We start from the raw sequence: 25552 nt of genomic DNA on the forward strand, positions 1-25552 counted from the left end.
TCCGGTCCGGTCATCGTGCGTCTTCACACGTAGAGGCGGCGCGACCGTACCAAAGCGTGCCCTCGCCGTAACGACGGGCCCGCAATGGCTCGAAGCCCTGCGGCCATATGAATTCGCCGCCTCTGGTGCTGCGCTCCACGGTGGCGAGAGCATCGTCCGCGAGCCAGCCCTGGGCGCGGAGTGTGAGCAGAATCTCGCGAAGATCGTCGTCGGTGACGGCGTACGGAGGGTCGAGGAAGACGACGTCGTACGGGGCGTCGGGAGCCGGACCTGTCACGATCTGTTCCGTTTTGCCGCTACGCACCTCGGCGCCGGGCAGGCCGAGCGCCCGGACGTTCTCCCGGACGATACGGGCGGCTCGGCTGTCGGCCTCGACGAGCAGGGCGTGCGACGCGCCGCGGGAGAGCGCCTCCAGGCCGACGGCGCCGGAGCCCGCGTACAGATCGGCGACTCGGATGCCGCTGAGCGTGCCGAGGAGCGACTCCCAGCTGGAGAAGAGCCCCTCGCGAGCGCGGTCGGATGTGGGGCGGGTGCCGGTGCCGGGCGGGACGGCGATACGGCGTCCGCCGGCCGCGCCGGCGATCACGCGGGTCATGGCTGTCGGTCCTCGTCGGGTTGTGGGGGGTGCGGATACGGCGGGTGCACACCCGAGGATATTGCTTCGGAGGCGGCCGGTGCGGGGCGGACCGCTCTCCTCCGGGCCGTCAGCCCTTGTCGAGGTACTGCTCCCGCTCCGTGTCGAGCAGCGCATCCAGCGCCGTACGCAGTTCGGGCAGCCGCTCGAGGTCCGGGTCCTCGGCGACGATCGCCACCGCCTCCTCGCGGGCGGCCGCGATGACCTCCTCGTCGTCGATGACGGTGAGCATCCGCAGCGAGGAGCGCACGCCGGACTGGGCCTGGCCGAGCACATCGCCCTCGCGGCGCTGTTCGAGGTCGATACGGGAGAGCTCGAAGCCGTCGAGAGTGGCGGCGACCGCGCCGAGCCGGGCCCTGGCGGGGCTCGCCTCGGGCATCTCGGTGACCAGCAGACACAGCCCGGGGGCCGAGCCACGGCCGACCCGGCCGCGCAGCTGGTGCAGCTGCGATACGCCGAACCGGTCCGCGTCCATGATCACCATGGCGGTGGCGTTGGGGACGTTGACACCGACCTCGATGACGGTGGTGGCGACCAGGACGTCCACATCGCCAGCGGCGAACCGGCGCATGACGTCGTCCTTGTCGTCGGGCTGCATCCGCCCGTGGAGCACCTCGACGCACAGGCCGCTCAGCGGCCCCTTGGCGAGCTGCTCGGCAATCTCGATCACGGCCAGCGGCGGGCGCTTCTCGGCCTCGTCCTCGGCGGACTTCTTCTTCGGATCGTCCTCGCCGTCGCCGATACGGGGACAGACGACGTACGCCTGGTGTCCCTTCTCCACTTCCTCGCCCACGCGCTCCCAGGCGCGCGCCAGGAAGTGCGGCTTGTCCTGGGCGGGGACCACATGGCTGGCGATCGGCAAACGCCCGGCCGGCAGCTGGTCCAGGACCGAGGTCTCCAGATCGCCGAAGACCGTCATCGCGACCGTACGGGGAATGGGGGTGGCGGTCATGACGAGCAGGTGCGGCGGCTGCTTGCCCTTGGAGCGCAGGGCATCACGCTGCTCCACGCCGAAGCGGTGCTGCTCGTCGACGACGACCAGACCCAGATCGTGGAACTGCACCTTGTCCTCGATCAGCGCGTGCGTGCCGATCACGATCCCGGCCTCGCCGGTCACCAGGTCGAGCAGCGCCTGCCGCCGGGCGGCCGCGCCCATCGAGCCGGTCAGCAGGACCACCTTGGTGGCGTGCTCGGCGCCGCCGAGCATCCCTCCCTCCGCCAACTCGCCCATCATCTCGGTGATCGAGCGGTGGTGCTGCTGGGCGAGGACTTCGGTGGGCGCGAGCATCGCGGCCTGGCCACCCGAATCAACGACGGTGAGCATCGCCCGCAGCGCGACCATCGTCTTGCCCGATCCGACCTCACCCTGGAGGAGGCGGTGCATCGGGTGCTCGGTCGCCAGATCGTCGAAGATCTCCTTGGAGACCTTCTGCTGGCCCTCGGTGAGGGTGAAGGGCAGCTTGGCGTCGAAGGCGTCGAGCAGTCCGTCCGGTCTGGGCCTGCGTGCCACGGCGGGGAGTTGGGTGTCGTCGTACCGCCGACGGGCGAGGGCGACCTGGAGGACGAACGCCTCGTCCCACTTCAGGCGCTGGCGCGCGTCCTCGATGTCCGCCTTGGTGTCCGGCCGGTGGACCTTGAGCAGTGCCTCGGGCAGCGATGCGAACCCACGTCCCTCGCGCAGCGCGGGCGGCAGTGGATCGACGGCTTCCACGGCCCTGGGCAGCACCGCGTCCACCGCTTTGGTGATCTTCCAGGACTCCAGGCCCTTGCAGGCCGGGTAGATGGGGATCAGCTTGCCCGCGAAGGCGTCCACGGCGTCGTCGCCGCTGTCCGCGCCCAGCGGTACATACGTGGGGTGCGCGAGCTGCAGCTTGTGGTTGAAGACGGACACCTTGCCGGCGAACATCCCGCGGCTGCCCGGCGGCAGGTCCTTGTGCGGCTTGTGGATTCCCCGGCCGAAGAAGACCAGCTGGAGCCGGCCGCTGCCGTCGGTGAGGGTGATCTCCAGGCGCTGGCCCCGGCCGTGGTTGAACTTCAGCACCCGGGAGTCTGCGACTTGAGCGACCACGGTGACGTCCTCGTCCAGCGGCAGATCGGCCAGCCTGGTCAGCTGGCCGCGCTCCTCGTACCGGCGGGGGTAGTGGTGCAGGAGATCGCCGACCGTATGCAGGTCGAGATGCTCGGCCATCACCTTCGCGGTGGCGGCGCCGAGCGTGTTCTTCAGAGGTTCGTCGAGCGCGGGCACGCGATCCATTGCACACCACACCACTGACAGACGTCGCGCACCTGTGGATATCCGCTGGTCACCACTGTGCCGCGAGCCGCCCTTCGCCGCCCCTGCGCCGCCCCTACTCCACGCCGACGAGCAGCGGCGTCGACCCCCGCCCGCCCCGGTACACCAGTGTGTCCACCGCCAGGTAGCCGTCGCGTACGTACCTCTCCAGGCGCGCCGCCACCGCGTCGCCGTCCGGGACGTCCTCGCCCAGGACCAGCGTCACCAGCTCGCCCCCTGCCGCCAGCATCCTGTCCAGCACCGCCTCCGCAGTGGCCGCCAGGTCCGCACCGATCACCGCCACGTCGCCGTCGATCAGGCCCAGGACGTCTCCGGCCTGGCACACGCCCGCCGACGTCCACGACTGCCGCTCCGCGACGGCGAGTTCGGCATAGCGTGTTGCGCCCGCCGCCGCCGTCATGGCGACCACGTCCTCGTCGAATCGGCGGTCCGGCTCGTGCACGGCGAGGGCCGCGATGCCCTGGACCGCCGCGCGGGTCGGGATGAGGGCGACCCGTACGCCCTCCGTGCGGGCCTGTTCGGCGGCCGCCGCGGCGGTGTGGCGGAGCTCCGCGGAGTTCGGGAGGAGGACCACCTCGCGCGCGTGGGCGCGGCGGATCGCGTCGACCAGTTCGCCGCTGGCCAGCGGCTCCCCAGGGCGGGCGAGCACCGTTGTGGCGCCCGCCTCTGCGCACAGAACCGACAGGCCCTCCCCGGGGACGACCACGACGACCGCCCGCTGCGCCTGTTCCCTCTCCCGGGGCGCCGCCGCGGTGTCGAAGTGCGTGATGCGGATCCGGTACGGCCGCCCCGCCTCGACGCCCGCCTCCACCGCCGCCCCCGCGTCGTCGACGTGTACGTGGACGTTCCACAGGCCGTCCCCGCCGACGACGACGAGCGATTCGCCGAGCCCGTCGAGCCGGGTCCGCAGCCGGGCCACCGCCGCGTCGTCCGCCTCCAGGAGGTAGATCACCTCGAAGGCCGGGCCCCCGTCGGCGCACGGCTCCAAGTCCGGGTCACCGATCTCATGGCGTACATGAGCCAGCACAGGCGCGACAGGGGCCTCCCCCGTCACCGCCTCGACCAGCGCCCCGAGCACCATGAGCAGCCCGCGCCCGCCCGCGTCCACGACCCCCGCGCGCTCCAGCACGGCGAGCTGCCCGGGGGTGGCGTCCAGCGCCTGTCGCGCCCCCTCGTACGCCGCCCGCACCGCATCCTGCGGGAACGCGTCCGCGGCCTGCGCCGCCGCTCCTGCCACGCTCAGGATCGTGCCCTCGACGGGATGGGCCACGGCCTCGCGCGCCAGAGTGGCGGCCCGGTGCAGCGCTCCGGCCAGCTGATCTCCGTCTCCCAGCCGCTCCGCCATGCCCCGCAGCAGCTGCGCCAGGATCGTCCCGGAGTTCCCACGGGCGCCGATCAGCGCCCCGTGGGCCATCGCCCGCACCACGTCGGCCGGCGCGGGCGCCGATGCCCCGGTCTCGTGCGCGGCGAAGACCGCCTCCACGGCCTGGGACGCGGACTCCACGGTCAGATACAGATTTGTGCCGGTGTCCCCGTCCGCGACCGGATAGACATTGATCGCGTCGATCTCCTCGCGCTCACGGCCCAGGGCCTCCAGCGCCAGTGAGCACCAGGTGCGTACCGCTGCGGCGTCGAGGGTCTGCGGCACCTGGTGATCCTCCTTGAGCGGCCCGGAAAGGGCCGTGGGCAGCGGGGTTGCACCGCAGGGTAGACCCCGGGCGGGAGCGGGGTCCGGGGCGGGGGCGGGAGAAGCCATGGTAGTTTCGTATCTCGGACGCAGTCGTTGTATGCTGCTCCGGTTGCCCGATGAAAGTCGGGCCATTCCCCCGGCAAAGCCACCAATCAGATCACTGATTTCCGGCGCGCCGGAATTCACTGTAAGTGCATCTGAAGTCTTTGGAGTGACCCGTGGCTGCCAACTGCGACGTCTGCGGCAAGGGGCCGGGCTTCGGCAACAGCATCTCGCACTCGCACCGCCGTACGTCCCGTCGCTGGAACCCGAACATCCAGCGTGTGCGTGCCGTGGTCGGTGGGACGCCGAAGCGGCTCAACGCCTGCACCTCGTGCATCAAGGCCGGCAAGGTCTCGCGCTAACGCCGACAGTTCGTCGTAGCGCAGCCCCTCCGGTTGCCTTGAAAGCCGGTCCACCTCGGTGGACCGGCTTTTTGGCGTGCCCGTATCCGTGCACCTGTCCGTATCCGTGCTCGTGCTCGTGCTCGTACTCGTACTCGTACTCGTACTCGTACGACGGTCACCGGAAGCGCCAGGCGTGATCGACAGGGCCGATCCCGCCTCCCAGCGGGAACCCGGCCGCGATCGCCCCGGTGACGTACTCCTTCGCGGCCCGCACGGCCTCCGGGACGCCCATCCCCTTCGCCAGCCCCGACGCGACCGCGGACGCCAGGGTGCAGCCCGTCCCATGGGTGTGCCGGTTGTCGTGCCGGGGCGCGCGCAGCCAGTACTCCTCCGTGCCGTCCGTCAGCAGGTCCACCGCATCGCCCGCGAGATGCCCGCCCTTGATCAGCGCCCACTGCGGCCCGAAGCCGAGCACGGCGTCCGCGGCCCGCCGCATCCCCGTCTCGTCCTCGACCACCACACCCGTCAGCTGACCGACCTCGTCCAGATTCGGCGTGGCGACGGTGGCGACCGGCAGCAGCTTCTTGCGTACGGAGTCGAGCGCGGAGGCGGCCAGCAGCGGGTCGCCGTGCTTGGAGACCCCCACCGGGTCGACGACCACCGGTGCGTCCACATCGGCCAGCAGTTCGGCGACCGTCTCGACGAGCGGCGCGGACGCCAGCATGCCGGTCTTCACGGCCTGCACCCCGATGTCGTCGACGACGCTGCGGTACTGCGCCCGTACCGCATCGACCGGCAGCTCCCACGCGCCCCGCACACCCAGGGAGTTCTGCGCCGTGACCGCGGTGAGCACACTCATGCCGTGCACGCCGAGCGCCAGCATCGTCTTGAGGTCGGCCTGAATGCCCGCGCCGCCGCCGGAGTCCGACCCGGCGACGGTGAGCACGCGAGGAGGCACGTGGGGAGGTATGTCCATGCCCCCGAATCTACTTGCCGTCCTCGATGTCTCCGAAGTGGTCCCAGCCGCCCTTGCTGGTCCAGGGCGCACCGTCGACCGTCACCTGCGGCAGCGCCGACGGGTTGAGCACCTCGCCGATCACCTTCCAGCGGGCCGGCAGTTTCACGTCCGGCGGGAAGGTCGCGACGATCGCGTGGTCCTCTCCCCCGGTCAGCACCCACTGCAGCGGGTCGACGCCGACGGCCTGGCCGATGTCGTTCATCTGCGAGGGGATGTCGATGGAGCCCGAGCGCAGGTCGATCCGGACCTTGCTGGCCTCCGCGATGTGCCCGAGGTCGGCGACGAGTCCGTCACTGATGTCGCACATGGCGGTGGCTCCGAGGCCGGCCGCCGCGGGTCCCGCGTGGTACGGCGGCTCGGGCCGCCGGTGCGCCTCGACGAAGGCACGCGGCGAGCGGAAGCCGCGCGAGAGCACCGCGTGCCCGGCGGCCGACCAGCCCAACCAGCCGGTGTACGCGACGACATCGCCGGGCTTGGCGCCGGCCCGGGTGACCGGTTCGTGGTTTCGCAGATCGCCGAGCGCGGTGATCGCGAGGGTGATGACATCGCCACGTACGACATCGCCGCCGACCACCGCCGCTCCGGCGACCTGGCACTCGTCGCGGATGCCGTCCATCAGCTCGGTGGCCCAGGTGACCGGGAGTTCGGCAGGTACGACCAGGCCGAGCAGCAGCGCGGTCGGGACCGCCCCCATCGCCGCGATATCGGCCAGGTTCTGGGCGGCGGCCTTGCGGCCGACGTCGTACGCGGTCGACCAGTCGCGGCGGAAGTGCCGTCCCTCCAGCAGGACGTCCGTGCTCGCCACCACCCTGCGGTCGGGTGCGGCCACGACCGCGGCGTCGTCACCGGGTCCGAGCCGGACCGCGGGGGTGGAGGTGAGCCGTGAGGTGAGCTCCCTGATGAGCCCGAACTCCCCCAACTCGCCCACAGTGCCCTTCACCGAGTCTCACCTCTCCGTCGTCCTGCCGGAGTGCCCGGCAGTGCTGCTTGCTTGCGGTCGCGAGCCGTCTGCGCCGTAGGTACCGTCAAGAGATACGTCAACTTCTTCTTCCCGTACGCCACGCTGCGGGCGTCACCCCGCGCGGGGGTCTCCCCGCGGCCCGCGGCGACGCGATACCGTGGCGTCCCTTCCCCCCACATGATCCTCGTGGCCGCCCTGGAGGTTCCGTGGTACAGGCGTACATCCTCATTCAGACCGAGGTGGGCAAGGCGTCGACCGTCGCCGAGACCATCGGCAAGATTCCGGGAGTGATCCAGGCCGAGGACGTGACCGGTCCGTATGACGTGATTGTGCGTGCCCAGGCCGAGACGGTCGACGATCTCGGTCGCATGGTGGTCGCCAAGGTCCAGCAAGTGGACGGCATCACCCGCACCCTGACCTGCCCGGTCGTGCACCTGTAGCCCCCGTCTACGCTTGGCCGGTGACAATTTCCCGCTGGCCCCTCTGTCTGTCCGCTGCCGCGCTGATGCTGCTGGCTGCCGCGGGCTGCTCCTCCACGGACGCAGCGGCGTCGATCACGGTTCCCAGCCCCCCGGCGGAGGAAGCCGCCCTGTGCGGCGCGCTGCACAAGGAGCTTCCGAAGTCCGTGGCCGAGCAGGACCGTAACGACCCTGAGCCGGCTTCGGAACTGACCGCCGGCTGGGGCGATGCCGCGATCGTACTGCGCTGCGGCGTCCCCCGGCCGGAGAAGATGAGCGCCCCCCAGTCACAGGGCGTGCAGGCGAACGGCGTCAACTGGCTGCTGGAGGAGGAGCCCGAGGGCCCCCGCTTCACCACTACGTACCGCAAGACCTATGTCGAGGTCACGATGGAGAAGCGGTACGCCCACGACATCACGCCGCTCGCCGAACTGGCCGACGCCGTCAAGAAGACGGTGCCGGCCACGCTCGACGTTCCCTAGGCCCTTTGATCCCTAGCGCAGCCCGGTCGGACGGCGCAGCGCCGCCTGGATCAGCCTGTCGACCAGCTCGGAGTAGCCGACGCCGCTCTCCTGCCACATCCGCGGGTACATCGAGATCGGCGTGAAGCCGGGCATGGTGTTGATCTCGTTGATGACGAACTCGCCGTTCTCCTGCAGGAAGAAGTCCGCGCGGACCAGTCCCTCGCAGGACGCGGCGTCGAAGGCCTCGACCGCGAGGCGGCGCACCTCGGCGGTCTGCTCGTCGGTCAGCGGCGCGGGCACGAGACCGGCCGCGGAGTCGATGTACTTGGCCTCGAAGTCGTAGAACTCATGGGCCGTGACCGACGGGATCTCGGCCGGGACGCTGGCGCGCGGGCCGTCCTCGAACTCCAGGACGCCGCACTCGATCTCGCGGCCGCGCAGCAGCGACTCCACGAGGATCTTGGGGTCGTGGCGCTGTGCCTCCATGATCGCGTCGTCCAGGCCGGAGAGGTCGTCGACCTTGGTGATGCCCATGGAGGACCCGGCGCGGGCCGGCTTCACGAAGAGCGGCCAGCCGTGCTCGCCCGCGAAGTCGATGATCTTCTTGCGGGCGGCGGCCGGGTCGAGCTCCCACTCGCGGGGGCGGATCACCTCGTACGGACCGACGGGCAGCCCGAAGGAGATGAAGACGCGCTTCATGTACTCCTTGTCCTGGCCGACGGCCGAGGCGAGGACGCCCGAGCCGACGTAAGGGACACCGGAGAGCTCGAGGAGGCCCTGGAGGGTGCCGTCCTCGCCGTACGGGCCGTGCAGCACCGGGAAGACGACGTCGACCTCGCCGAGCGCCTTGGGCACGGCACCGGGTTCGCTGTAGACGACCTCGCGGTTGGCGGGGTCGACGGAGAGCACGACACCGCCCTCGGTCGAGTCGGCGAGCTGATCCACGCTCGGCGTCCGCCGGTCGGCGATCGCCATCCGGTCCGGTTCGTCCGCGGTCAGCGCCCAGCGGCCGTCCGTAGTGATGCCGATCGGCAGTACGTCGTACTTCGTACGGTCGATGGCGCGCAGGACGGCGCCGGCGGTGACCACGGAGATCCCGTGTTCGGAGCTGCGACCGCCGAAGACGACGGCTACGCGCGGCTTGCGGAGCTGCTGCTCAGGGCTCTGGGGGAGGTTCTCGCTGCTCATATCGCGATGAGACTACCCGCTACCGGGGACGTGGGGGATGCCCCCACAAGGGCACAGCGTGCCAAGTCAGCGGCGCTCGGGCTTGGCGGCGCGTGACATCAGCTCCTTGAGCGCGACGACCGGCGGCTTGCCCTCGTGGACGATGCCGACGACCGTTTCGGTGATCGGCATGTCGACGCCGTGCCGGCGTGCCAGATCGAGCACCGATTCACAGGACTTGACGCCTTCCGCGGTCTGCTTGGTGACCGCGATGGTCTCCTGGAGCGTCATGCCGCGGCCGAGGTTGGTGCCGAAGGTGTGGTTGCGGGAGAGCGGCGAGCAGCAGGTCGCGACCAGGTCGCCGAGTCCGGCGAGGCCGGAGAAGGTCAGCGGGTCCGCGCCCATCGCGAGGCCGAGGCGGGTGGTCTCGGCCAGCCCCCGGGTGATCAGCGAGCCCTTGGCGTTGTCGCCGAGTCCCATGCCGTCCGCGATGCCGACGGCGAGGCCGATGACGTTCTTGACGGCGCCGCCGAGTTCGCAGCCCACCACGTCCGTGTTGGTGTACGGGCGGAAGTACGGGGTGTGGCAGGCGGACTGGAGCCGCTGGGCGACGGCCTCGTCGCGGCAGGCGACGACGGCCGCGGCAGGCCGGCGCTGGGCGATCTCCTTGGCGAGGTTGGGGCCCGTGATCACCGCGACGCGCTCGGCGGGGACCTCGGCGACCTCTGCGATGACCTCGCTCATGCGCTTGGCGGTGCCGAGTTCGACGCCCTTCATCAGGGAGACGAGAACGGTCTCGGCGGGCAGCTTGGGCGCCCATTCGGCGAGGTTGCCGCGGAGCGTCTGGGAGGGGACGGCGAGGACGGTGAAGTCCGCGCCGCGCAGCGCCTCGGCCGGGTCGGTGGTGGCCCGGAGCGAGGAGGGGAGCTCAATCCCCGGCAGATAGTCGGGGTTGGTACGGGTGGTGTTGATGGCGTCGACGAGTTCGGCCCGACGGCCCCAGAGGGTCACATCGCAGCCCGCGTCCGCGAGCACCATGCCGAAGGCCGTACCCCACGAGCCTGTTCCGAATACCGCTGCCTTGGTGGCTGCGCGCGTCACTTGGTGCCCTCCTCGGCGGCCTTGCGGCGCTGCTGTGCGACTACTTGGCGCAGATCGTACGGCTCCGTGGGGGCGTGCTCGCCGCGCAGTTCCTCCAGCAGACCGGTGACCGCGGCCATGATGGCCTCCGTCGCCGCCCTCAGCACCTCGGGCGTCGGCTCCTCGCCGTAGAAACGGTCGAGGTCGACCGGCGGACCTGCCTTCACCTGAAGCGTCTTGCGCGGGAAAAAGCGGACCTTCTTCTCCTTCGCGTACGGCGGCATCGCCAAGTTGGCGCCCCACTGCGCGATCGGAATGACGGGCGCCTTGGTCAGCAGAGCCGCGCGTGCGACTCCGGTCTTCGCGGTCATCGGCCACGTGCCGGGATCGCGGGTGAGAGTGCCCTCGGGGTAGAAGGCGACGCATTCACCGCGCTCCACCGCCTCCACAGCGGCGCGGAAGGCGCCGACGGCGTTGGAGGACTCGCGGTAGACGGGAATCTGGCCGGTGCCTCGCAGCAGGGTCCCGACAACGGGCGCCTCGAAGAGCGCGGCCTTGGCGAGGAATCGGGGCACACGTCCGGTGTTGTACTGGAAGTGGCCGTACGAGAACATGTCGAGATACGAGTTGTGATTGACGGCGGTGATGAATCCGCCGTCCGCCGGAATGTTTTCCATCCCCCGCCAGTCCCGCTTGAACAGAACCAACAGCGGCGGTTTCGCGATGACCGCCGCCAGGCGGTACCAGAAGCCGATTCTACGGCGGGACACTCGGACACCCTCCTCTATTGCCGGGCCACCGCCCGGCTGCTGGGGGTCAAGTGTCGCCCCAGGCCCCTGGTCTGTCGAGGACACGGTACGCCCCGGTCCAGGGCCCGGTCCTCAGGACCTTCGCGGGCTCGCGCCACAATGAAGCCCGATGCGCATGGACGGAGAGCTCGCCACGAACACCGACTCGAAGGTCTGCTGGTCCCTGGTCGTCCCGCTGAAGCCCCTTGTACTGGCCAAGAGCAGGCTCGCCAAGGCCGCGGACGACATTCTGCGGCCGCATCTCGCGCTCGCCTTCGCCCAGGACACCGTGGCCGCGGCGCTGGCCTGCGAAGCCGTGCGGGATGTGGCAGTCGTCACGGACGACCCGGCGGCCACGGCCGAGCTGGCCGCACTGGGGGCGCGGATCGTGCCGGACTCCCCGGCGGCGGGCCTCAACGCGGCGCTGGCACACGGGGTGGACACGGTGCGGGCCCTGCGGCCCGCGGCGGCGGTAGCCGCACTCAACGCTGATCTGCCCTCATTGCGTCCCGCGGAATTGTCACGGGTCCTTGGGCGCGCTTCGGTATTTCCCCGGGCATTTCTGGCAGACGCGGCCAGAATCGGTACGACATTGCTCTCGGCGGCGCCCGGCATGGAATTGTGCCCCGCTTTCGGCGGCCGTTCCCGGCGTCGGCATTCGGCATCGGGAGCCACGGAAATCCTGCTCGAAGGCGTCGATTCGGTACGGCAGGACGTGGACACGGGGGACGATCTGGCGGCCGCGCTCGCCCTGGGAGTGGGCCCGCGGACCGCGGAGCGCTGGGCGGCCGGCGCCCACGCTCTGGACGGCTGACGCGACGGCTAGGCTGGCCCGCATGCAGGCGACCTCGTACACCTACGACTCCGAGACCCGCAGCGGGAGCGTGCTGCTCGACGACGGCACCCCTGTTGAGTTCGATGCCGCGGCCTTCGACGCGGGCGGTCTGCGGCTGCTCCGGCCGGGCCAGCGCGTGCGCATCGAGACCGAGGGCGAGGGCGCGTCCCTGCGGATCACCCTGGTGACGCTGCAGACCCTCTGACCGCTGCCCCCTCTGCCCCTCTTCAACGCCGCGGGCCGGGCTCCCCGAAGGGAAGCCCGGCCCGGCGCGTGAGTGGCTCTGTGACCCTTTGCCGCTTACTTCTTCCTGGCGGTGGTCTTCTTGGCGGTCGTCTTGCGCGCCGTCGTCTTCCTGGCCGGCGCCTTCTTGGCCGTGGCCTTCTTGGCCGGCGCGGTCTTCTTGGCGGTCGCCTTCTTGGCGGCGGTCTTCTTGGCCGCGGCCTTCTTGGCGGTCGCCTTCTTCGCCACCGTCTTCTTGACGGCGGCCTTCTTCGCCGCGACCTTCTTCGCCACCGTCTTCTTGACGGCGGCCTTCTTCACAGCCGCCTTCCTGGCGGTGACCTTCTTGGCCGCGGCCTTGGCGGCCATACGGCTGGGAACCCCGCCCGAAAGGCTGCCCTTGGGAGCCTTCTTGACGGCGACCTCGCCACCCCTCGGGAGCTTCTTCGAGCCGCTCACCAGGTCCTTGAAGCCCTGGCCCGCACGGAATCGCGGCACCGAGGTCTTCTTGACCCGTACGCGCTCACCCGTCTGCGGGTTGCGGGCGTAACGAGCAGGACGGTCCACCTTCTCGAACGAGCCGAAGCCGGTGACCGAAACCCGGTCTCCGCCGACAACTGCGCGGACGATCGCGTCAAGTACCGCGTCGACAGCCTCGGCGGCCTGCTGACGGCCGCCGACCTTGTCGGCAATCGCTTCTACGAGCTGCGCCTTGTTCACGTCTTCCCCTTCGGAGACATTGCCGGAACGAATGCGTCCAGGCTTTTTCGCACGTTAGGCAGATATATACCGCAAATCAAACACGAAACGGGCTAATCACCCTAGTGCCGCAACGAAGTCGACCGTCGCGGAACTTTGGGTGTCAGTCGCCTTCAGGGAATCGGCCCTCGTCGAGGTCCTTCATGAAGCGGTCCAGACGCCTTGCCGCATCCGGGAGATCGTGCTTCGCCGCGGCCGTGACGACCAGCAGCTTCCGGGACAGCGCCATCCTTACGCCCTCCGGGACTTGCAGTTCACGCACCCTTGTGTGCGCTTGCTTCAATCGGGCCGCGACTGCCTCGTAGAGCTCGAGTTGGCTGTCGCGTTCCATGCACCGATTGTGCCATCTGGGGCGAGTTGTCGCCCGACGGGGTCTCAACAAGCGACTGCGCCCCCCACCGGACGGTGGGGGGCGCAGTACGGGAAAAGCGCTGCTCAGGCCTCAATTGTACGAGGCTTGAAGGCCGGTCGGGATGCCTCGTAAGCCGCGATGTCCGCTTCGTTCTGAAGGGTGAGGCTGATGTCGTCCAGACCGTTCAGCAGCCTCCATCGGGCGTTCTCGTCAAGCTCGAAGTCGGCCGTGATTCCGGTGGCCAGAACCTGTCGCTTCTCCAAGTCCACGGTGATTTCGGCGGTCGGGTCGGCTTCGGTGACCTCCCAGAGCGCATCCACGATCTTCTGGTCCAGAACCACCGTCAGCAGGCCGTTCTTGAGCGAGTTGCCTCGGAAGATGTCGGCGAACCGGGAGGAGATGACGGCCTTGAAGCCGTAGTTCTGCAGGGCCCACACGGCGTGCTCGCGAGAGGAACCGGTGCCGAACTCCGGGCCGGCCACCAGGACCGTGGCACCCTGCCGCTCGGGCTGGTTGAGGATGAACGACGAATCCTTGCGCCAGGCCTCGAAGAGCCCGTCCTCGAAGCCGTCGCGGGTGACCTTCTTCAGCCAGTGGGCCGGGATGATCTGGTCGGTGTCGACGTTGCTGCGGCGCAGCGGAACAGCCCGGCCGGTGTGCGTGGTGAAAGCTTCCATGGTTGCTCAGACTCCGGCGGTCGCGGGGGCTTCGGACAGGTCGGCGGGCGAGGCCAGATGGCCCAGTACCGCGGTGGCCGCGGCGACCTGGGGCGAGACCAGATGGGTGCGTCCGCCCTTGCCCTGCCTGCCCTCGAAGTTGCGGTTGGAGGTGGACGCGGAGCGCTCGCCGGGAGCCAGTTGGTCGGGGTTCATGCCCAGACACATCGAGCAGCCCGCGTGCCGCCATTCGGCGCCGGCAGCGGTGAAGACCTTGTCCAGGCCTTCCGCGACGGCCTGCAGCGCGACCCGTACAGAGCCGGGGACCACCAGCATCCGTACGCCGTCGGCGACTTTGCGGCCTTCCACAATGGCGGCCGCGTTGCGCAGGTCCTCGATACGGCCGTTGGTGCAGGAGCCTACGAAGACGGTGTCCACCTTGATGTCGCGCAGCGGCTGGCCGGCGCTCAACCCCATGTATTCCAGGGCCTTTTCTGCGGCGTGCCGCTCCGAAGCGTCCTCGTACGAAGCCGGGTCGGGGACGTTCGCCGACAGGGGCGCGCCCTGGCCGGGGTTGGTGCCCCAGGTGACGAACGGCGCCAGTTCGGCGGCGTCGATGAACACCTCGGCGTCGAAGACGGCGTCGTCGTCGGTGCGCAGGGTCTTCCAGTACTCGACGGCGGCGTCCCACTCGGCGTCCTTGGGGGCGTGGTCGCGGCCCCGCAGATAGTCGAAAGTGGTCTCGTCGGGGGCGATCATGCCGGCCCGGGCGCCCGCCTCGATCGACATGTTGCAGATGGTCATCCGGGCCTCCATCGAGAGCTTCTCGATGGCGGAGCCGCGGTATTCCAGGATGTAGCCCTGGCCGCCGCCGGTGCCGATCTTCGCGATGATGGCCAGGATCAGGTCCTTGGCGGTGACAATGTCGGGCAGTTCGCCCTCGACCGTGATGGCCATGGTCTTGGGGCGGGCCAGCGGCAGCGTCTGGGTGGCCAGCACATGCTCCACCTGGGAGGTGCCGATGCCGAACGCAAGCGCGCCGAAAGCGCCGTGGGTGGAGGTGTGCGAATCGCCGCAGACCACGGTGGTGCCGGGCTGGGTCAGACCCAGCTGCGGGCCCACGACGTGGACGACGCCCTGCTCGACGTCGCCCAGCGGATGCAGACGTACGCCGAAGTCGGCGCAGTTCTTGCGCAGCGTCTCCAACTGGACGCGGGAAACCGGGTCGGCGATGGGCTTGTCGATGTCGAGGGTCGGGGTGTTGTGATCCTCGGTCGCGATGGTGAGGTCGAGCCTGCGCACCTGGCGGCCGTTGAGGCGCAGCCCGTCGAAGGCCTGGGGGCTGGTCACCTCGTGCAGCAGGTGCAGATCGATGAAGAGGAGGTCGGGCTCGCCCTCGGCGCGCCGGACGACATGGTCGTCCCAGACCTTCTCCGCGAGTGTCCTACCCATCGATTTCCCTCCGGCCGACCGTTCCGCCGACACAACTAGAGATCTTGTCGCGAGCCCGTTGGTCCGCGGGTCGCAACTCCAGGGTGGCGGGTTCTCGGAAAAATTGAACTTGCGTTTCACAGTGTGAGACGTGAATATCGTTGCATGGACAACTCTAGCGGCGTCGGCGTTCTCGACAAGGCAGCTCTGGTATTGAGCGCACTGGAGTCCGGTCCGGCCACCCTCGCCGGGCTGGTCGCGGCGACAGGGCTTGCACGACCCACGGCACATCGCCTTGCCGTGGCACTGGAACACCACCGGATGGTGGCGAGGGACATGCAGGGCCGGTTCATCCTGGGCCCGCGGCTGGCCGAGCTCGCCGCCGCGGCGGGCGAGGACCGGCTGCTGGCCACGGCCGGGCCCGTGCTCACGCATCTGCGCGATGTCACCGGCGAGAGCGCGCAGCTCTACCGCCGGCAGGGAGACATGCGCATCTGCGTGGCCGCGGCCGAGCGGCTGTCCGGACTGCGGGACACCGTGCCGGTCGGCTCCACGCTCACCATGAAGGCCGGCTCGTCGGCCCAGATCCTGATGGCCTGGGAGGAGCCGGAGCGGCTGCACCGCGGACTGCAGGGCGCCCGTTTCACGGCGACGGCCCTGTCCGGCGTACGGCGCCGGGGCTGGGCCCAGTCGATCGGCGAGCGCGAGCCGGGCGTGGCGTCCGTCTCCGCGCCCGTGCGCGGCCCCTCGAACCGCGTGGTCGCCGCCGTCTCGGTATCCGGGCCCATCGAGCGTCTGACCCGCCACCCGGGCCGGATGCACGCTCAGGCGGTCATCGACGCCGCGGCCCGCCTGAGCGAGGCGCTGCGCCGCTCCGGCTGATCGACGCTGTTTCACATACCGGCCGGCCGCTTCCACGCCGCAGCGGCCGGCCGGGACGCGCCTTCCGGGAAGATGGGGCCTCGGCGGCTTTCAGGGCCACTGGAAGGTGCGTGGCCCCGCGGAGCGCAGCCGCAGGCGCAGCCCGCCGCCGTCCTCGCCGCACAGCTCCACCGCCTCGCAAAGGCTCCGCAGCAGCCAGAGCCCGTCGTGCTGCCCCGCCTCCGGCCCCGGCGGTACGAAGCCCGCGTAGGGCCCTGGCAGGGCCGCCTCGCGGTCCAGGGCCAGCAGGTCCCACACCACGGCGCCCGGCTCCTCCCAGACCCGTAGCTCCGCATCGCTCGCACCGCGCGCCAACAGCCAGGTCAGCGCCTCGTTGGCCAGCGTCTCGGCCAGCGCCACCCGCTGCCCGGCCAGGCCCGCCGCTTCGGCCCGCAGCCGCGCGAAGCGCCGTACCGCCGCGAGAGAGGCCGGCGGTTCGAGGAGCGCGGCGCTCGCGGGCGGCGGCGGGAGGGGGCCCTGCCCGGCCGGCGCGTAGACCTCGGGGTCCGTGTACGTCCCGCAGGGCAGCACAAGGTCCCCCACGACATGGCGCGGATGGGTTGCCCAGGCGGCCTCCACGACGTGGTCGGGCACGGTTCTGGTGTCGTACGTGCAGATCAGCCGGGCGTCGGTGTGCGCGAGCAGCACATTGAGCCCGGACTCCATCCGCTTCCACTCGGCGATCTGGCGTGGACACTTCCCCGCCCACTCCGGCTCGGCGATCATCCGCACCGGGCGGCCCGGCTCCCCGTAGTGGTTCGAATACCTCAGGAACGCGGCGACCCGGCCCACCGGCCGGCGGCCGAAGCAGGCGGTGTCGGCGGTGTCGAGAGCCAGGGCCCACTCCCCCAGTGCGTCCCGCAGGAGTTGGATGTTGGCGGGCGTGGTCACGGCGAGCACCGGCTCCCCCGCGGCCAGCCCCTCCTCGGCGAACGGCACGGCCATCGCCAGGAATTCCTCGTCGTCGCCGTACAGGCAGGCGTGGTGGACAAATCCGTTGTGGGACGGGTCAGTTGACACGGTGGTCTCCAAGCCACAGACCGGGTGTCTCGTCCCAGCCGACCAGCGCGATCACATTCCGCAGATGCGGGGCGAGGCCGGTCAACTCCACGTGGTGGCCCGCGTTTCGCGTCCGGGCGAAGCCGATCAGCATGCGCAGTCCGCCGAGATCGAGGAACTCCAGCCTGGAGAGCTCGAGTTGGAGATCGCCTTCGACGGACGCGATGACGTCGAGCGCGCCGCGCAGATGACGGTGCGTGTGGACGTCCACTACGCCCTCGATCCTCAGCCCGGGCGGCCGGCGGATACGGGTGATGCGTAACTCGGCTGTGCGTACGAGTGGTTCCGCGTCGGCAGCCTCCATGCGCGGAGTATCCGCCGCTGCGAGCGCTGGAGGAAGGAGGGGGACGGAGGAGGATGCGAGGCAGACGCGAAGAGGCCCTCCGCATGTGCGGAGAGCCTCTTCGATGCGTACCCCCGACCGGATTCGAACCGGCGCTACCGCCTTGAGAGGGCGGCGTGCTAGGCCGCTACACAACGGGGGCCTTGCGGATAAGCTCCGCGAGCTGGCCTACCAGGACTCGAACCTAGAATGACGGTACCAGAAACCGTAGTGTTGCCAATTACACCATAGGCCATGGTGGTTTAGACCAGTACCCCCGACCGGATTCGAACCGGCGCTACCGCCTTGAGAGGGCGGCGTGCTAGGCCGCTACACAACGGGGGCCCTAGCGATCCCACCCGGCAGAGCCGGGTGATGTCACCGCACGATCATCGGGTGCGACCCTGATGATCAACGGGATGGATCTGTACCCCCGACCGGATTCGAACCGGCGCTACTGCCTTGAGAGGGCAGCGTGCTAGGCCGCTACACAACGGGGGCTTTGCAGAAGATCATTTCTGCGAGCTGGGCTACCAGGACTCGAACCTAGACTAACTGAACCAGAATCAGTCGTGCTGCCAATTACACCATAGCCCACCAAAACTCAACCCCCGGGAGGGGGTTTGTTTGGTTTGCGCTCCCCTGCCGGACCTCTCGGCCCTCTCGGGCGGCGCAGGAAGAACATTACCCGAAGGTGTCCGGCGCTCCAAAACGGGATTCGCCGCGCAGCAGGCCAGGGAGCTGGTCGAGTCCGGTGATCCGGGTGAGCTCGGGTCGGCCTCCAAGACCGGTGCGGTCCAGCCAGATCCCGGCCAGTCCGGCGGCGACGGCGCCCTGCGCGTCGATGTCGGGATGGTCCCCTACATAGGCGACCTCGTGCGGCGCGAGCGCGAGCTCGTCGCAGGCGGCGTGGAAGGCGCCGGGTTCGGGCTTGGACACGCCCAGTTCGACGGCGCACAAGACGGCCTCGAACCGGTCCCGTACGCCGAGAACGCGCAGCTTGCGGTCCTGGTTGTGGATGCTGGAGTTGGACAGGACGGCATGGCGGTAGTCGTCCGCGAGCAGGTCCAGGACGGGCACGGTGTCCCGGAAGAGCGACCAGGCGGCCTCGTAGTGGGCGACGTGCCGGTCGAACCAGGCATCGGCGTCGGCGTCGCTGAGCGGCGTACCGAGAAAGCTGCGGACGCGGTCCCGGCGCTGCCCCTGGAAGTCGGTCTCACCGCAGGCGAAGCGGGCCCAGTGGAATTCGGTCATCTCCCGCCATGAGTCGAGGGCCTGCCCCACGGATTCGTATCCGTCGGGCATGCCCTCGATCTGCAGATGCTCTCGCATGCCGACGCGGTCGGCGCTGGTGTAGTCGAAGATCGTGTCGTCGATGTCCCAGAGCACGGCTCGGATGGTCATGATCCGAGCTTAGGCGGCCAGCTTCGCCAGCGCCGCGTCAATCCGGGACAGCGTCTTCTCCCGGCCCAGGATCTCCAGCGACTCGAAGAGCGGCAGGCCCACCGTGCGGCCGGTGACCGCGACGCGGACCGGGGCCTGGGCCTTGCCGAGCTTCAGGCCGTGCTCCTCGCCCGCCGCGAGGACCGCGTTCTTGAGCGACTCCGGGCTCGACCAGTCCGCGTCGGCCAGCTTCTCGCGGGCCGTACGGAGCAGGGCGTCCGAGCCCTCCTTCATCGCCTTCGCCCAGGACGCCTCGTCCTCGACCGGAGCCTCCAGGAAGAGGAAGTCGACGTTGGCGGTGATGTCCGAGAGGACGGTCAGCCGGGTCTGGGCGTGCGGGGCGATCGCCTGCCAGGCCGCCTCGTCGAACTTCTCCGGGGCCCAGTTGGCGTGCGGGGCCTGCAGCCAGGGGCGGCACGCCTCGATGAAGTCCTTCACATCCAGCCGACGGATGTGGTCGGCGTTGATCGCCTCCGCCTTCTTCAGGTCGAAGCGGGCCGGGTTGGCGTTGACGTCCGCGATATCGAACCTCTCGATCAGCTCGGCGACCGAGAAGACGTCCTGGTCGGCGGAGAAGGACCAGCCGAGCAGCGAGAGGTAGTTGAGCAGGCCCTCGGGGAGGAAGCCGCGCTCGCGGTAGACGTTGAGGGACGCCTGCGGGTCGCGCTTGGACAGCTTCTTGTTGCCCTCGCCCATGACGTACGGCAGATGCCCGAAGGCAGGCGTCTCCTTGGCGATGCCCAGCTCGATCAGCGCCTTGTAGAGCGCGATCTGCCGCGGGGTGGAGGACAGCAGGTCCTCGCCGCGCAGGACGTGCGTGATCTCCATCAGCGCGTCGTCGACCGGGTTGACCAGCGTGTAGAGCGGGGCGCCGTTGGCGCGGACGATGCCGTAGTCCGGGACGTTGTCCGGGGTGAAGGTGAGCTCGCCGCGGACCAGGTCCGTGAAGGTGATCGGCTCGTCGGGCATCTTGAAGCGGACGATGGCAGGACGGCCTTCGGCCTTGTACCGCGCGATGCGCTCGGCGGAGAGGTTGCGGCAGGTGCCGTCGTAGCCGGACGGCTTGCCGGCCAGGCGGGCGGCGTCCCGGCGGGCCTCCAGCTCGACGGCGGTGCAGAAGCACTCGTACGCGTAGCCGCCGGCCATCAGCTTCTCGGCGACGTCCTTGTAGATGTCCATCCGCTGCGACTGGCGGTAGGGGGCGTGCGGGCCGCCGACCTCGGGGCCCTCGTCCCAGTCCAGGCCGAGCCAGCGCATCGAGTCGAGCAGCTGGTTGTACGACTCCTCGGAGTCGCGGGCCGCGTCGGTGTCCTCGATGCGGAAGACCATGGTGCCGCCGTTGTGCCGGGCGAAGGCCCAGTTGAACAGGGCGGTGCGGACCAGACCCACATGCGGGTTGCCGGTCGGCGAGGGACAGAAACGTACGCGGACGTTCGCGTTAGTCACGCTTGATCACCTTGTTGGTGAGAGTGCCGATGCCTTGAATGGTGACGGCGACCTCGTCGCCGACGTTGAGAGGGCCGACCCCGGCGGGGGTGCCGGTGAGGATCACGTCGCCCGGGAGCAGCGTCATGGCCTCGGTGATGTTGACGATCAGGTCCTCGATGGAGTGGATCATCTGGCTCGTACGGCCGAGCTGGCGCTGTTCGCCGTTGACCGTGCACTGGATGGCCAGGTCGCTCGGGTCGAGGTCGGTCTCCACCCAGGGGCCGAGCGGGCAGGAGCTGTCGAAGCCCTTTGCCCTGGCCCATTGCTTCTCGCGCTTTTGCACGTCGCGCGCGGTGACGTCATTGGCGCAGGTGTAGCCGAGGATGACGTCCTTGACGCGCTCGCGCGGGACCTCGCGGCACATCCGGCCGATGACCACGGCCAGTTCGGCCTCGTGGTGCAGTTCGTTCGAGAAGGAGGGGTACGCGATCGGGTCGCCGGGGCCGACCACCGAGGTGGACGGCTTGAAGAACGCGAACGGCGCGTCGGGGACCTCGTGGCCGAGCTCCGCCGCGTGCTCCGCGTAGTTGCGGCCGAAGGCCACGACCTTGTTGGGAAGCACGGGCGGCAGCAGCCGGACCTTGCTCAGCGGGACCTTCGTGCCGGAGAGCTCGAAGTCCGCGAACGGGATGCCCTTGATGATGTCGAGGACGAGACCGGCTGAGTCACCGGTGCCTTCGCCCTCGACCGCGCCGAAGGCGACATTGCCGTCGATGGAGAACCTGGCGATGCGCACGGGATGCGGGTGCCCCTCTACTTACGCTGACTGGAGTGTGACGCTCCAGGCTAACGCGGGTGCGGGCACGGCCCGGCGCATTACTGGGCGGGGGCGTCCACGAGGATGGTGCGGCGGGGGTTGGCCGTCTGGGTGGGAAGATCGACCGTGTGCTCCAGCTGTTCCGGCGTCTGTAGCTCCTCGGCGTCCTTGAGGTGCGCGAGGGTGGTGCGCCGGGGGTTGGCTATGTTGCGGAACATCATCGTCTTCATCTGTTGTTTCAGACCCTGTCGGAGTACGGGCACCCAGGTGAGCGCCGGTTGACGGATTTCCCATCCCTGTAAAGCGTCAGGCTAAACATTCAATTCCCCGGGAAAGCCAGCGGGAGACGGCGATCTCCATGTGAGTTTCCTCACGGGTTGGCGGTCAATTCGGTCATTGCAGACAGGCAACTACCCGCAGAGAAACAGACATTACATCCCTGAAGGCAACATTCCGCTCCTGATCATGGCGACTGGGACACCCCCCACCCCTAAGTAACTCGTAAGCAAAAGTCCGTTTCCTCCGCGAACTCTTTCTACGCCTTGTGACGCAATGCTCACACCGTGTCATCCAGGTCACAGCCCGGTACACGGCCCTTGTTGGAGATCCGGCACTGTGCTGGAATTCCACGCACCGCCGCGGTTTCAGGCCGGCGCGCAAGGCGGCGCAACGCAGCGCCGAGTGCGGCGGGGAAGGGGGAGCAGCGCCGGTCACTCACGACCACCACTGGGGCGCGTTCTTCGCCCCACGACGCCGACACCGTCCCGCCGCGCAAGCGGAGGGACGCCTGGTCCAGAGGTTGCGACGCTAGTGCAGGGACGTTTCAAGAGGGATGGCAGCGCTGCGGCGGAACAGGAGCCGCGCGGCGGGACCGACCGCGGATCCTCGCCCCGGCACACCCAGAACCAGGGACCGGCAGCGCCCGGCGACAGCGGCGAACGTGCCGCGCGCCCCGGCGCGGCGGCACCCGGCGGCGACGGGCCCAAGGCCCCGCTGAAGCCGAAGGGGCCCACGGAAACCGGTTCGCGAATAGCACTGCGCAACTGGCGCATCAGCACGCGTCTGGTCTCCCTGCTGACCCTGCCGGTCGTCGCCGCGACCACGCTGGGCGGACTCCGTATCAACGAGTCCATGGACGACATGCGGCAGCTGGATCACATGCAGCTGCTCACCAAGATGACCAAGCAGGCGACCGAGCTGGCGCAGGCGCTCCAGTCGGAGCGGGACCTTTCTGCGGGTCCGCTGTCCAACAACACCCCGGTCGCCGACTTCAAGATCTCCGGACCGCGGGCCGCGACCGACCGGGCCAGGAAGTCGTTCCTCGAAGCCACCCGTGACATCCCCAACACGGACGAGGACGACGCGCTGGAGAGCATCCGCGCCAACGCGAACCAGATCGCCGTCCAGGTCAACCAGCTCAACGGTATCCGTGAGACCGCCTACGCCCCGAACATCCCGCACTCCCTGACGGTGGAGGGCTACAGCCGGCTGATCGAATCGCTGCTGAGCCTCTCCCAGGACATGGCGCAGGCGACCAGCAACCCGGAGATGATCAAGCGGACGCGCGCCCTGGCGGCCTTCTCCGCCGCCAAGGAGTACGCCTCCATCCAGCGCGCGATCATCGCCGCCGCGCTGCCAAAGGGCGGCGCCGACCCGAACGGTCCTGGCCTCGAGGAGAGCGACCGGCTCTACGGCAAGGCCGCCCGCGACAACGGCGAGACCCAGCTCAAGGCCTTCAAGTCGGTCTACGAGTCCTCCGGCGGCAACGCCGACGAGCTGACCGAGCCGATGGAGAACGGCAACCCGACGATCACCGCGTCCGAGCTGTACGCCAAGCGCGCGCTGGACAACAGGAACGGTCTGGCCGGCCTGGAGAAGCGCTCGCACCTGGACTGGACCGACGACTACTCGGTCCGCATCAACGCCATGAAGACCATCGAGGCCACGCTGCTCGGCCAGATGGAGGGCAAGGCCCGTGAGCTGCGCGAGCAGTCCCAGCGCGACGCGATCATCAACGGTGCGCTGATCCTCGTCGTCCTCGGCGTCTCGCTCGTCGGCGCCTTCGTCGTGGCCCGCTCCATGATCCGCTCGCTGCGCCGGCTGCAGGACACCGCGACCAAGGTCGCCCAGGACCGGCTGCCCGAGCTGGTCAAGCAGTTGTCCGAGGCCGACCCGCAGGACGTCGACACCTCCGTCGAGTCCGTCGGTGTGCACTCCAGGGACGAGATCGGCCAGGTGGCCGCGGCCTTCGACGACGTGCACCGGGAGGCGGTCCGACTGGCCGCCGAGCAGGCGCTGCTGCGAGGCAACGTCAACGCGATGTTCACCAACCTCTCGCGCCGCAGCCAGGGCCTTATCCAGCGTCAGCTCTCGCTCATCTCCGAGCTGGAGTCCCGCGAGGCCGACCCGGACCAGCTGTCCTCCCTCTTCAAGCTGGACCACCTCGCGACCCGTATGCGCCGGAACGGCGAAAACCTCCTCGTCCTCGCGGGCGAGGAGCCGGGCCGCCGGTGGACCCGGCCGGTCCCGCTTGTCGACGTGCTCCGTGCCGCCGCCTCCGAGGTGGAGCAGTACGAGCGCATCGAACTGGCCGCGGTCCCCGCGACCGAGGTCGCTGGCCGCGTCGTCAACGACCTTGTGCACCTCCTGGCCGAGCTGCTCGAGAACGCGACCTCGTTCTCCTCGCCGCAGACCAAGGTCCGCGTCACCGGTCACGCGCTGCCCGACGGCCGCGTCCTGGTCGAGATCCACGACACCGGCATCGGACTCTCCCCCGAGGACCTCGCCGCGATCAACGAGCGGCTGGCGTCGCCGCCCACTGTGGACGTCTCGGTCTCGCGCCGCATGGGTCTGTTCGTGGTCGGCCGGCTGTCCCTGCGGCACGGCATCCGCATCCAGCTGCGCCCCTCCGACTCCGGTGGCACGACCGCGCTGGTCATGCTCCCCGTCGATGTCGCCCACGGCGGCAAGAAGGCCCCGGGCATGCCCGGGGCGGGCGGCCAGGGCGCCGTTCCCCCGGCGCAGGGCGGTCCCGCGAGCCTCGGCGGCCGGCCGGGCGGTGCTCCCGGTGGCGCCGGCGGCGGCAGCCGTCCCGGTCTCGGCGGTGCTCCCGCGGGCGGGCGGCTCGGTGCCGGTGCTCCGCGTGCCGCGCTGCCGCCCCGTGACGGGGCTGCGCGCCCGGGTCAGGGTCAGCAGGGCGGTCAGGGCGGCGGTCTCGCCGGCGCCTTCGGCTCGAGCGCGGGCCGCGGGGCGCAGAACGCTCCCTCCCGTAACGAAGCGCGCCAGAACGGCTTCCAGCAGGGTGCTCCGGCCGCAGGTGACCGAGGCCGGCAGCTGCCGCCCTCCGGCGGCCCGCGCGCCGAGCTCCCCGGCGGCAACCCCCGCCGCGAGGAGCCGCAGCGCCCGCAGCGTCCGCAGGCCGCCAGTTGGGGCAGCGAGCAGCCGCCGGCCCCGCAGCAGCGTCCGGCAGCGGATGCGCCGCGCGGCCACGAGGACAGCGACTCCACCCGCGGTCCCGGCTCGACGGCGGAGTTCGCACGGCCCGACTTCAACGCCCCGCCGCCGCGAGGCGCCAACACGGGCGCCGCTTCGGGCTCCACAGGACAGTTCGTACGCGGCGATGTGTACGGCACGCCTGACCCCTCGTCCACGGGCCAGTACGCCCGTCAGGATCTGAACGGCTCGCAGGACCCTGCGTCCACCGCTCAGTTCGCTCGTCCCGATTTCAACGCTCCGGCCCCGCGCCAGCGCGGCGGCCGGGACAACTCCGGCTTCGCCGCGCCGCGCCCCGCTGGGGGCACCTCCCATGCCGGAGGCCATGGGGGAGCGCTGCCCCCGCAGCCGCAGCCCGAGGCGCTGCCGCCGGCCGGTCCCGGCGACGGCCGTACGCCGCTGTACGACACGCTGGAGACGAACTGGTTCCACGGCACTCAGAACGGTCAGCAGGGCGGTCAGTCGGCACAGCAGCCGCAGCAGCCGGCGGACCGTCCCGTTCCACCGATGCCGCAGCGCTCCCCGGCGCAGACCCCGGTGACCCCGGGCAACGCGCCCAACGCGAGTGCTGCCGCCTGGCGCACCTCACCCAATGACGAGTTGGTACGCCAGGCGGAGCGGGTCAGGAAGCCCGCAGCCGGCGGCGTCACCACCTCTGGTCTGCCCCGCCGGGTCCCGCGCGCCAACCTTGTGCCGGGCACCGCACAGGAGCAGAACAACCAGGCCGGTCCGCAGGTTTCGCGTGCGCCTGACGACGTACGCGGCCGACTGACCAATCTCCGTCGGGGCATTCAGCAGGGCCGTCAGCAGAACAGCTCGACGACCGGCAGCTTCAACCTCGGCCCCACTCACCAGCAGGAGCGTTAGTTGAGCCCG

The 25552-nt window shown here is 69.9% G+C and carries 24 protein-coding genes, 5 tRNA genes and 1 pseudogene; 7 read left to right on the forward strand and 23 right to left on the reverse strand.

The genetic code is table 11. The features are described from left to right. Nucleotides 1–10: 10 nt before the first annotated feature. The 3 genes from rsmD to ACZ3H8_RS30795 all read right to left on the reverse strand — a co-directional run bounded on the left by rsmD (nucleotide 11) and on the right by ACZ3H8_RS30795 (nucleotide 4575). The gene (gene rsmD, locus ACZ3H8_RS30785; RefSeq protein WP_467407456.1) at nucleotides 11–595 is read right to left on the reverse strand and encodes a 16S rRNA (guanine(966)-N(2))-methyltransferase RsmD; all 585 of its coding nucleotides are present in this window, start codon (nucleotides 593–595) and stop codon (nucleotides 11–13) included. Between the two features lie 109 nt (nucleotides 596–704). Beyond that, nucleotides 705–2888 carry an ATP-dependent DNA helicase RecG gene (gene recG, locus ACZ3H8_RS30790; RefSeq protein WP_467407458.1) on the reverse strand — a complete coding sequence of 728 codons (2184 nt, stop codon included), beginning with the start codon at nucleotides 2886–2888 and terminating at the stop codon, nucleotides 705–707. Between the two features lie 94 nt (nucleotides 2889–2982). Beyond that, entirely contained in the window at nucleotides 2983–4575 is a 1593-nt protein-coding gene (locus tag ACZ3H8_RS30795) for a DAK2 domain-containing protein (RefSeq protein WP_467407459.1), read from the reverse strand. Nucleotides 4576–4835: 260 nt separating this feature from the next. On the opposite strand from ACZ3H8_RS30795, the pseudogene rpmB reads away from it, so the two are divergent. After that, nucleotides 4836–4946 (forward strand): annotated as a pseudogene (rpmB, locus tag ACZ3H8_RS30800) (50S ribosomal protein L28); the annotation flags it as partial. A gap of 232 nt (nucleotides 4947–5178) precedes the next feature. Here rpmB and thiD read toward each other — a convergent pair. Then, complete coding sequence (thiD, locus tag ACZ3H8_RS30805) at nucleotides 5179–5979, reverse strand: bifunctional hydroxymethylpyrimidine kinase/phosphomethylpyrimidine kinase (protein WP_467407461.1); 801 nt, start codon at nucleotides 5977–5979, stop codon at nucleotides 5179–5181. Between the two features lie 10 nt (nucleotides 5980–5989). Further along, nucleotides 5990–6961, reverse strand: a complete 972-nt coding sequence (locus tag ACZ3H8_RS30810; RefSeq protein ID WP_307660873.1) for a thiamine-phosphate kinase — start codon at nucleotides 6959–6961, stop codon at nucleotides 5990–5992. Between the two features lie 227 nt (nucleotides 6962–7188). Here ACZ3H8_RS30810 and ACZ3H8_RS30815 point away from each other — a divergent pair, with 227 nt between their 5' ends. Further along, a complete protein-coding gene (locus tag ACZ3H8_RS30815; RefSeq protein ID WP_108152814.1) occupies nucleotides 7189–7422 on the forward strand; it encodes an Lrp/AsnC family transcriptional regulator in 234 nt (77 codons plus the stop codon). A gap of 65 nt (nucleotides 7423–7487) precedes the next feature. Beyond that, nucleotides 7488–7922 (forward strand): DUF3515 domain-containing protein, encoded by a 435-nt coding sequence (locus tag ACZ3H8_RS30820; RefSeq protein ID WP_467407644.1) that lies wholly within the window; start codon nucleotides 7488–7490, stop codon nucleotides 7920–7922. A 12-nt stretch (nucleotides 7923–7934) separates the two neighbouring features. Here ACZ3H8_RS30820 and ACZ3H8_RS30825 read toward each other — a convergent pair whose 3' ends face one another. The 3 genes from ACZ3H8_RS30825 to ACZ3H8_RS30835 all read right to left on the reverse strand — a co-directional run bounded on the left by ACZ3H8_RS30825 (nucleotide 7935) and on the right by ACZ3H8_RS30835 (nucleotide 10921). After that, complete coding sequence (locus ACZ3H8_RS30825; RefSeq protein WP_467407463.1) at nucleotides 7935–9092, reverse strand: D-alanine--D-alanine ligase family protein; 1158 nt, start codon at nucleotides 9090–9092, stop codon at nucleotides 7935–7937. Nucleotides 9093–9158: 66 nt separating this feature from the next. Further along, nucleotides 9159–10172: an NAD(P)H-dependent glycerol-3-phosphate dehydrogenase gene (locus tag ACZ3H8_RS30830; protein WP_467407464.1), complete on the reverse strand. Its 1014-nt coding sequence runs from the start codon at nucleotides 10170–10172 to the stop codon at nucleotides 9159–9161. Next, on the reverse strand, nucleotides 10169–10921 hold the full coding sequence (locus tag ACZ3H8_RS30835) for a lysophospholipid acyltransferase family protein (RefSeq protein WP_467407466.1): 753 nt from the start codon (nucleotides 10919–10921) through the stop codon (nucleotides 10169–10171). The genes ACZ3H8_RS30830 and ACZ3H8_RS30835 overlap by 4 nt, the downstream gene beginning before the upstream one ends. 148 nt (nucleotides 10922–11069) lie before the next feature. Here ACZ3H8_RS30835 and cofC point away from each other — a divergent pair, with 148 nt between their 5' ends. Together cofC and ACZ3H8_RS30845 are read left to right on the forward strand one after the other, a co-directional pair. Continuing rightward, nucleotides 11070–11753: a 2-phospho-L-lactate guanylyltransferase gene (gene cofC / locus ACZ3H8_RS30840; RefSeq protein ID WP_467407467.1), complete on the forward strand. Its 684-nt coding sequence runs from the start codon at nucleotides 11070–11072 to the stop codon at nucleotides 11751–11753. Between the two features lie 22 nt (nucleotides 11754–11775). After that, nucleotides 11776–11979 carry a hypothetical protein gene (locus ACZ3H8_RS30845; protein ID WP_307660878.1) on the forward strand — a complete coding sequence of 68 codons (204 nt, stop codon included), beginning with the start codon at nucleotides 11776–11778 and terminating at the stop codon, nucleotides 11977–11979. Nucleotides 11980–12074: 95 nt separating this feature from the next. Here the strand turns inward: ACZ3H8_RS30845 and ACZ3H8_RS30850 are convergent, their stop codons facing one another. From ACZ3H8_RS30850 to leuC, 4 genes are all read right to left on the reverse strand, one after another. After that, the gene (locus tag ACZ3H8_RS30850; RefSeq protein WP_467407469.1) at nucleotides 12075–12716 is read right to left on the reverse strand and encodes an HU family DNA-binding protein; all 642 of its coding nucleotides are present in this window, start codon (nucleotides 12714–12716) and stop codon (nucleotides 12075–12077) included. A 142-nt stretch (nucleotides 12717–12858) separates the two neighbouring features. Continuing rightward, nucleotides 12859–13086, reverse strand: coding sequence for an SCO5555 family protein (locus ACZ3H8_RS30855; protein ID WP_307660880.1), 228 nt, complete (start codon nucleotides 13084–13086; stop codon nucleotides 12859–12861). 104 nt (nucleotides 13087–13190) lie between these two features. Then, nucleotides 13191–13784, reverse strand: coding sequence for a 3-isopropylmalate dehydratase small subunit (gene leuD, locus ACZ3H8_RS30860; RefSeq protein ID WP_467407470.1), 594 nt, complete (start codon nucleotides 13782–13784; stop codon nucleotides 13191–13193). A gap of 6 nt (nucleotides 13785–13790) precedes the next feature. Continuing rightward, nucleotides 13791–15215 (reverse strand): 3-isopropylmalate dehydratase large subunit, encoded by a 1425-nt coding sequence (gene leuC / locus ACZ3H8_RS30865; protein ID WP_467407472.1) that lies wholly within the window; start codon nucleotides 15213–15215, stop codon nucleotides 13791–13793. A 144-nt stretch (nucleotides 15216–15359) separates the two neighbouring features. On the opposite strand from leuC, the gene ndgR reads away from it, so the two are divergent. Next, entirely contained in the window at nucleotides 15360–16076 is a 717-nt protein-coding gene (ndgR, locus tag ACZ3H8_RS30870; protein ID WP_026278050.1) for an IclR family transcriptional regulator NdgR, read from the forward strand. Between the two features lie 90 nt (nucleotides 16077–16166). On the opposite strand, the gene ACZ3H8_RS30875 is transcribed toward ndgR, so the two are convergent. The 11 genes from ACZ3H8_RS30875 to ACZ3H8_RS30925 all read right to left on the reverse strand — a co-directional run bounded on the left by ACZ3H8_RS30875 (nucleotide 16167) and on the right by ACZ3H8_RS30925 (nucleotide 21414). Beyond that, the gene (locus ACZ3H8_RS30875; protein ID WP_467407474.1) at nucleotides 16167–17135 is read right to left on the reverse strand and encodes an anti-sigma factor RsbA family regulatory protein; all 969 of its coding nucleotides are present in this window, start codon (nucleotides 17133–17135) and stop codon (nucleotides 16167–16169) included. Continuing rightward, a complete protein-coding gene (locus ACZ3H8_RS30880; RefSeq protein ID WP_467407475.1) occupies nucleotides 17125–17478 on the reverse strand; it encodes an STAS domain-containing protein in 354 nt (117 codons plus the stop codon). The genes ACZ3H8_RS30875 and ACZ3H8_RS30880 overlap by 11 nt, the downstream gene beginning before the upstream one ends. Nucleotides 17479–17586: 108 nt before the next feature. After that, nucleotides 17587–17659 (reverse strand) — tRNA-Glu (locus ACZ3H8_RS30885). Between the two features lie 21 nt (nucleotides 17660–17680). Continuing rightward, nucleotides 17681–17752: transfer RNA gene (locus tag ACZ3H8_RS30890), tRNA-Gln, on the reverse strand. A gap of 16 nt (nucleotides 17753–17768) precedes the next feature. Beyond that, a tRNA-Glu gene (locus tag ACZ3H8_RS30895) sits at nucleotides 17769–17841 on the reverse strand. Between the two features lie 83 nt (nucleotides 17842–17924). Beyond that, nucleotides 17925–17997: transfer RNA gene (locus ACZ3H8_RS30900), tRNA-Glu, on the reverse strand. Nucleotides 17998–18021: 24 nt separating this feature from the next. Then, nucleotides 18022–18093, reverse strand: a tRNA-Gln gene (locus ACZ3H8_RS30905). Nucleotides 18094–18180: 87 nt separating this feature from the next. Continuing rightward, complete coding sequence (locus ACZ3H8_RS30910) at nucleotides 18181–18900, reverse strand: HAD family hydrolase (RefSeq protein WP_467407477.1); 720 nt, start codon at nucleotides 18898–18900, stop codon at nucleotides 18181–18183. 9 nt (nucleotides 18901–18909) lie between these two features. Further along, nucleotides 18910–20385 (reverse strand): glutamate--tRNA ligase, encoded by a 1476-nt coding sequence (gltX, locus tag ACZ3H8_RS30915; protein ID WP_467407478.1) that lies wholly within the window; start codon nucleotides 20383–20385, stop codon nucleotides 18910–18912. Next, a complete protein-coding gene (locus tag ACZ3H8_RS30920) occupies nucleotides 20378–21163 on the reverse strand; it encodes a fumarylacetoacetate hydrolase family protein (protein WP_467407479.1) in 786 nt (261 codons plus the stop codon). Before ACZ3H8_RS30920 ends, gltX begins: the two co-directional genes overlap by 8 nt. 80 nt (nucleotides 21164–21243) lie before the next feature. Further along, nucleotides 21244–21414 carry a hypothetical protein gene (locus ACZ3H8_RS30925; RefSeq protein ID WP_467407481.1) on the reverse strand — a complete coding sequence of 57 codons (171 nt, stop codon included), beginning with the start codon at nucleotides 21412–21414 and terminating at the stop codon, nucleotides 21244–21246. Between the two features lie 580 nt (nucleotides 21415–21994). Here ACZ3H8_RS30925 and ACZ3H8_RS30930 point away from each other — a divergent pair. Beyond that, complete coding sequence (locus ACZ3H8_RS30930) at nucleotides 21995–25543, forward strand: sensor histidine kinase (RefSeq protein WP_467407482.1); 3549 nt, start codon at nucleotides 21995–21997, stop codon at nucleotides 25541–25543. Nucleotides 25544–25552: the final 9 nt, after the last annotated feature.

It is taken from the genome of Streptomyces sp. NPDC002868, assembly GCF_055563295.1.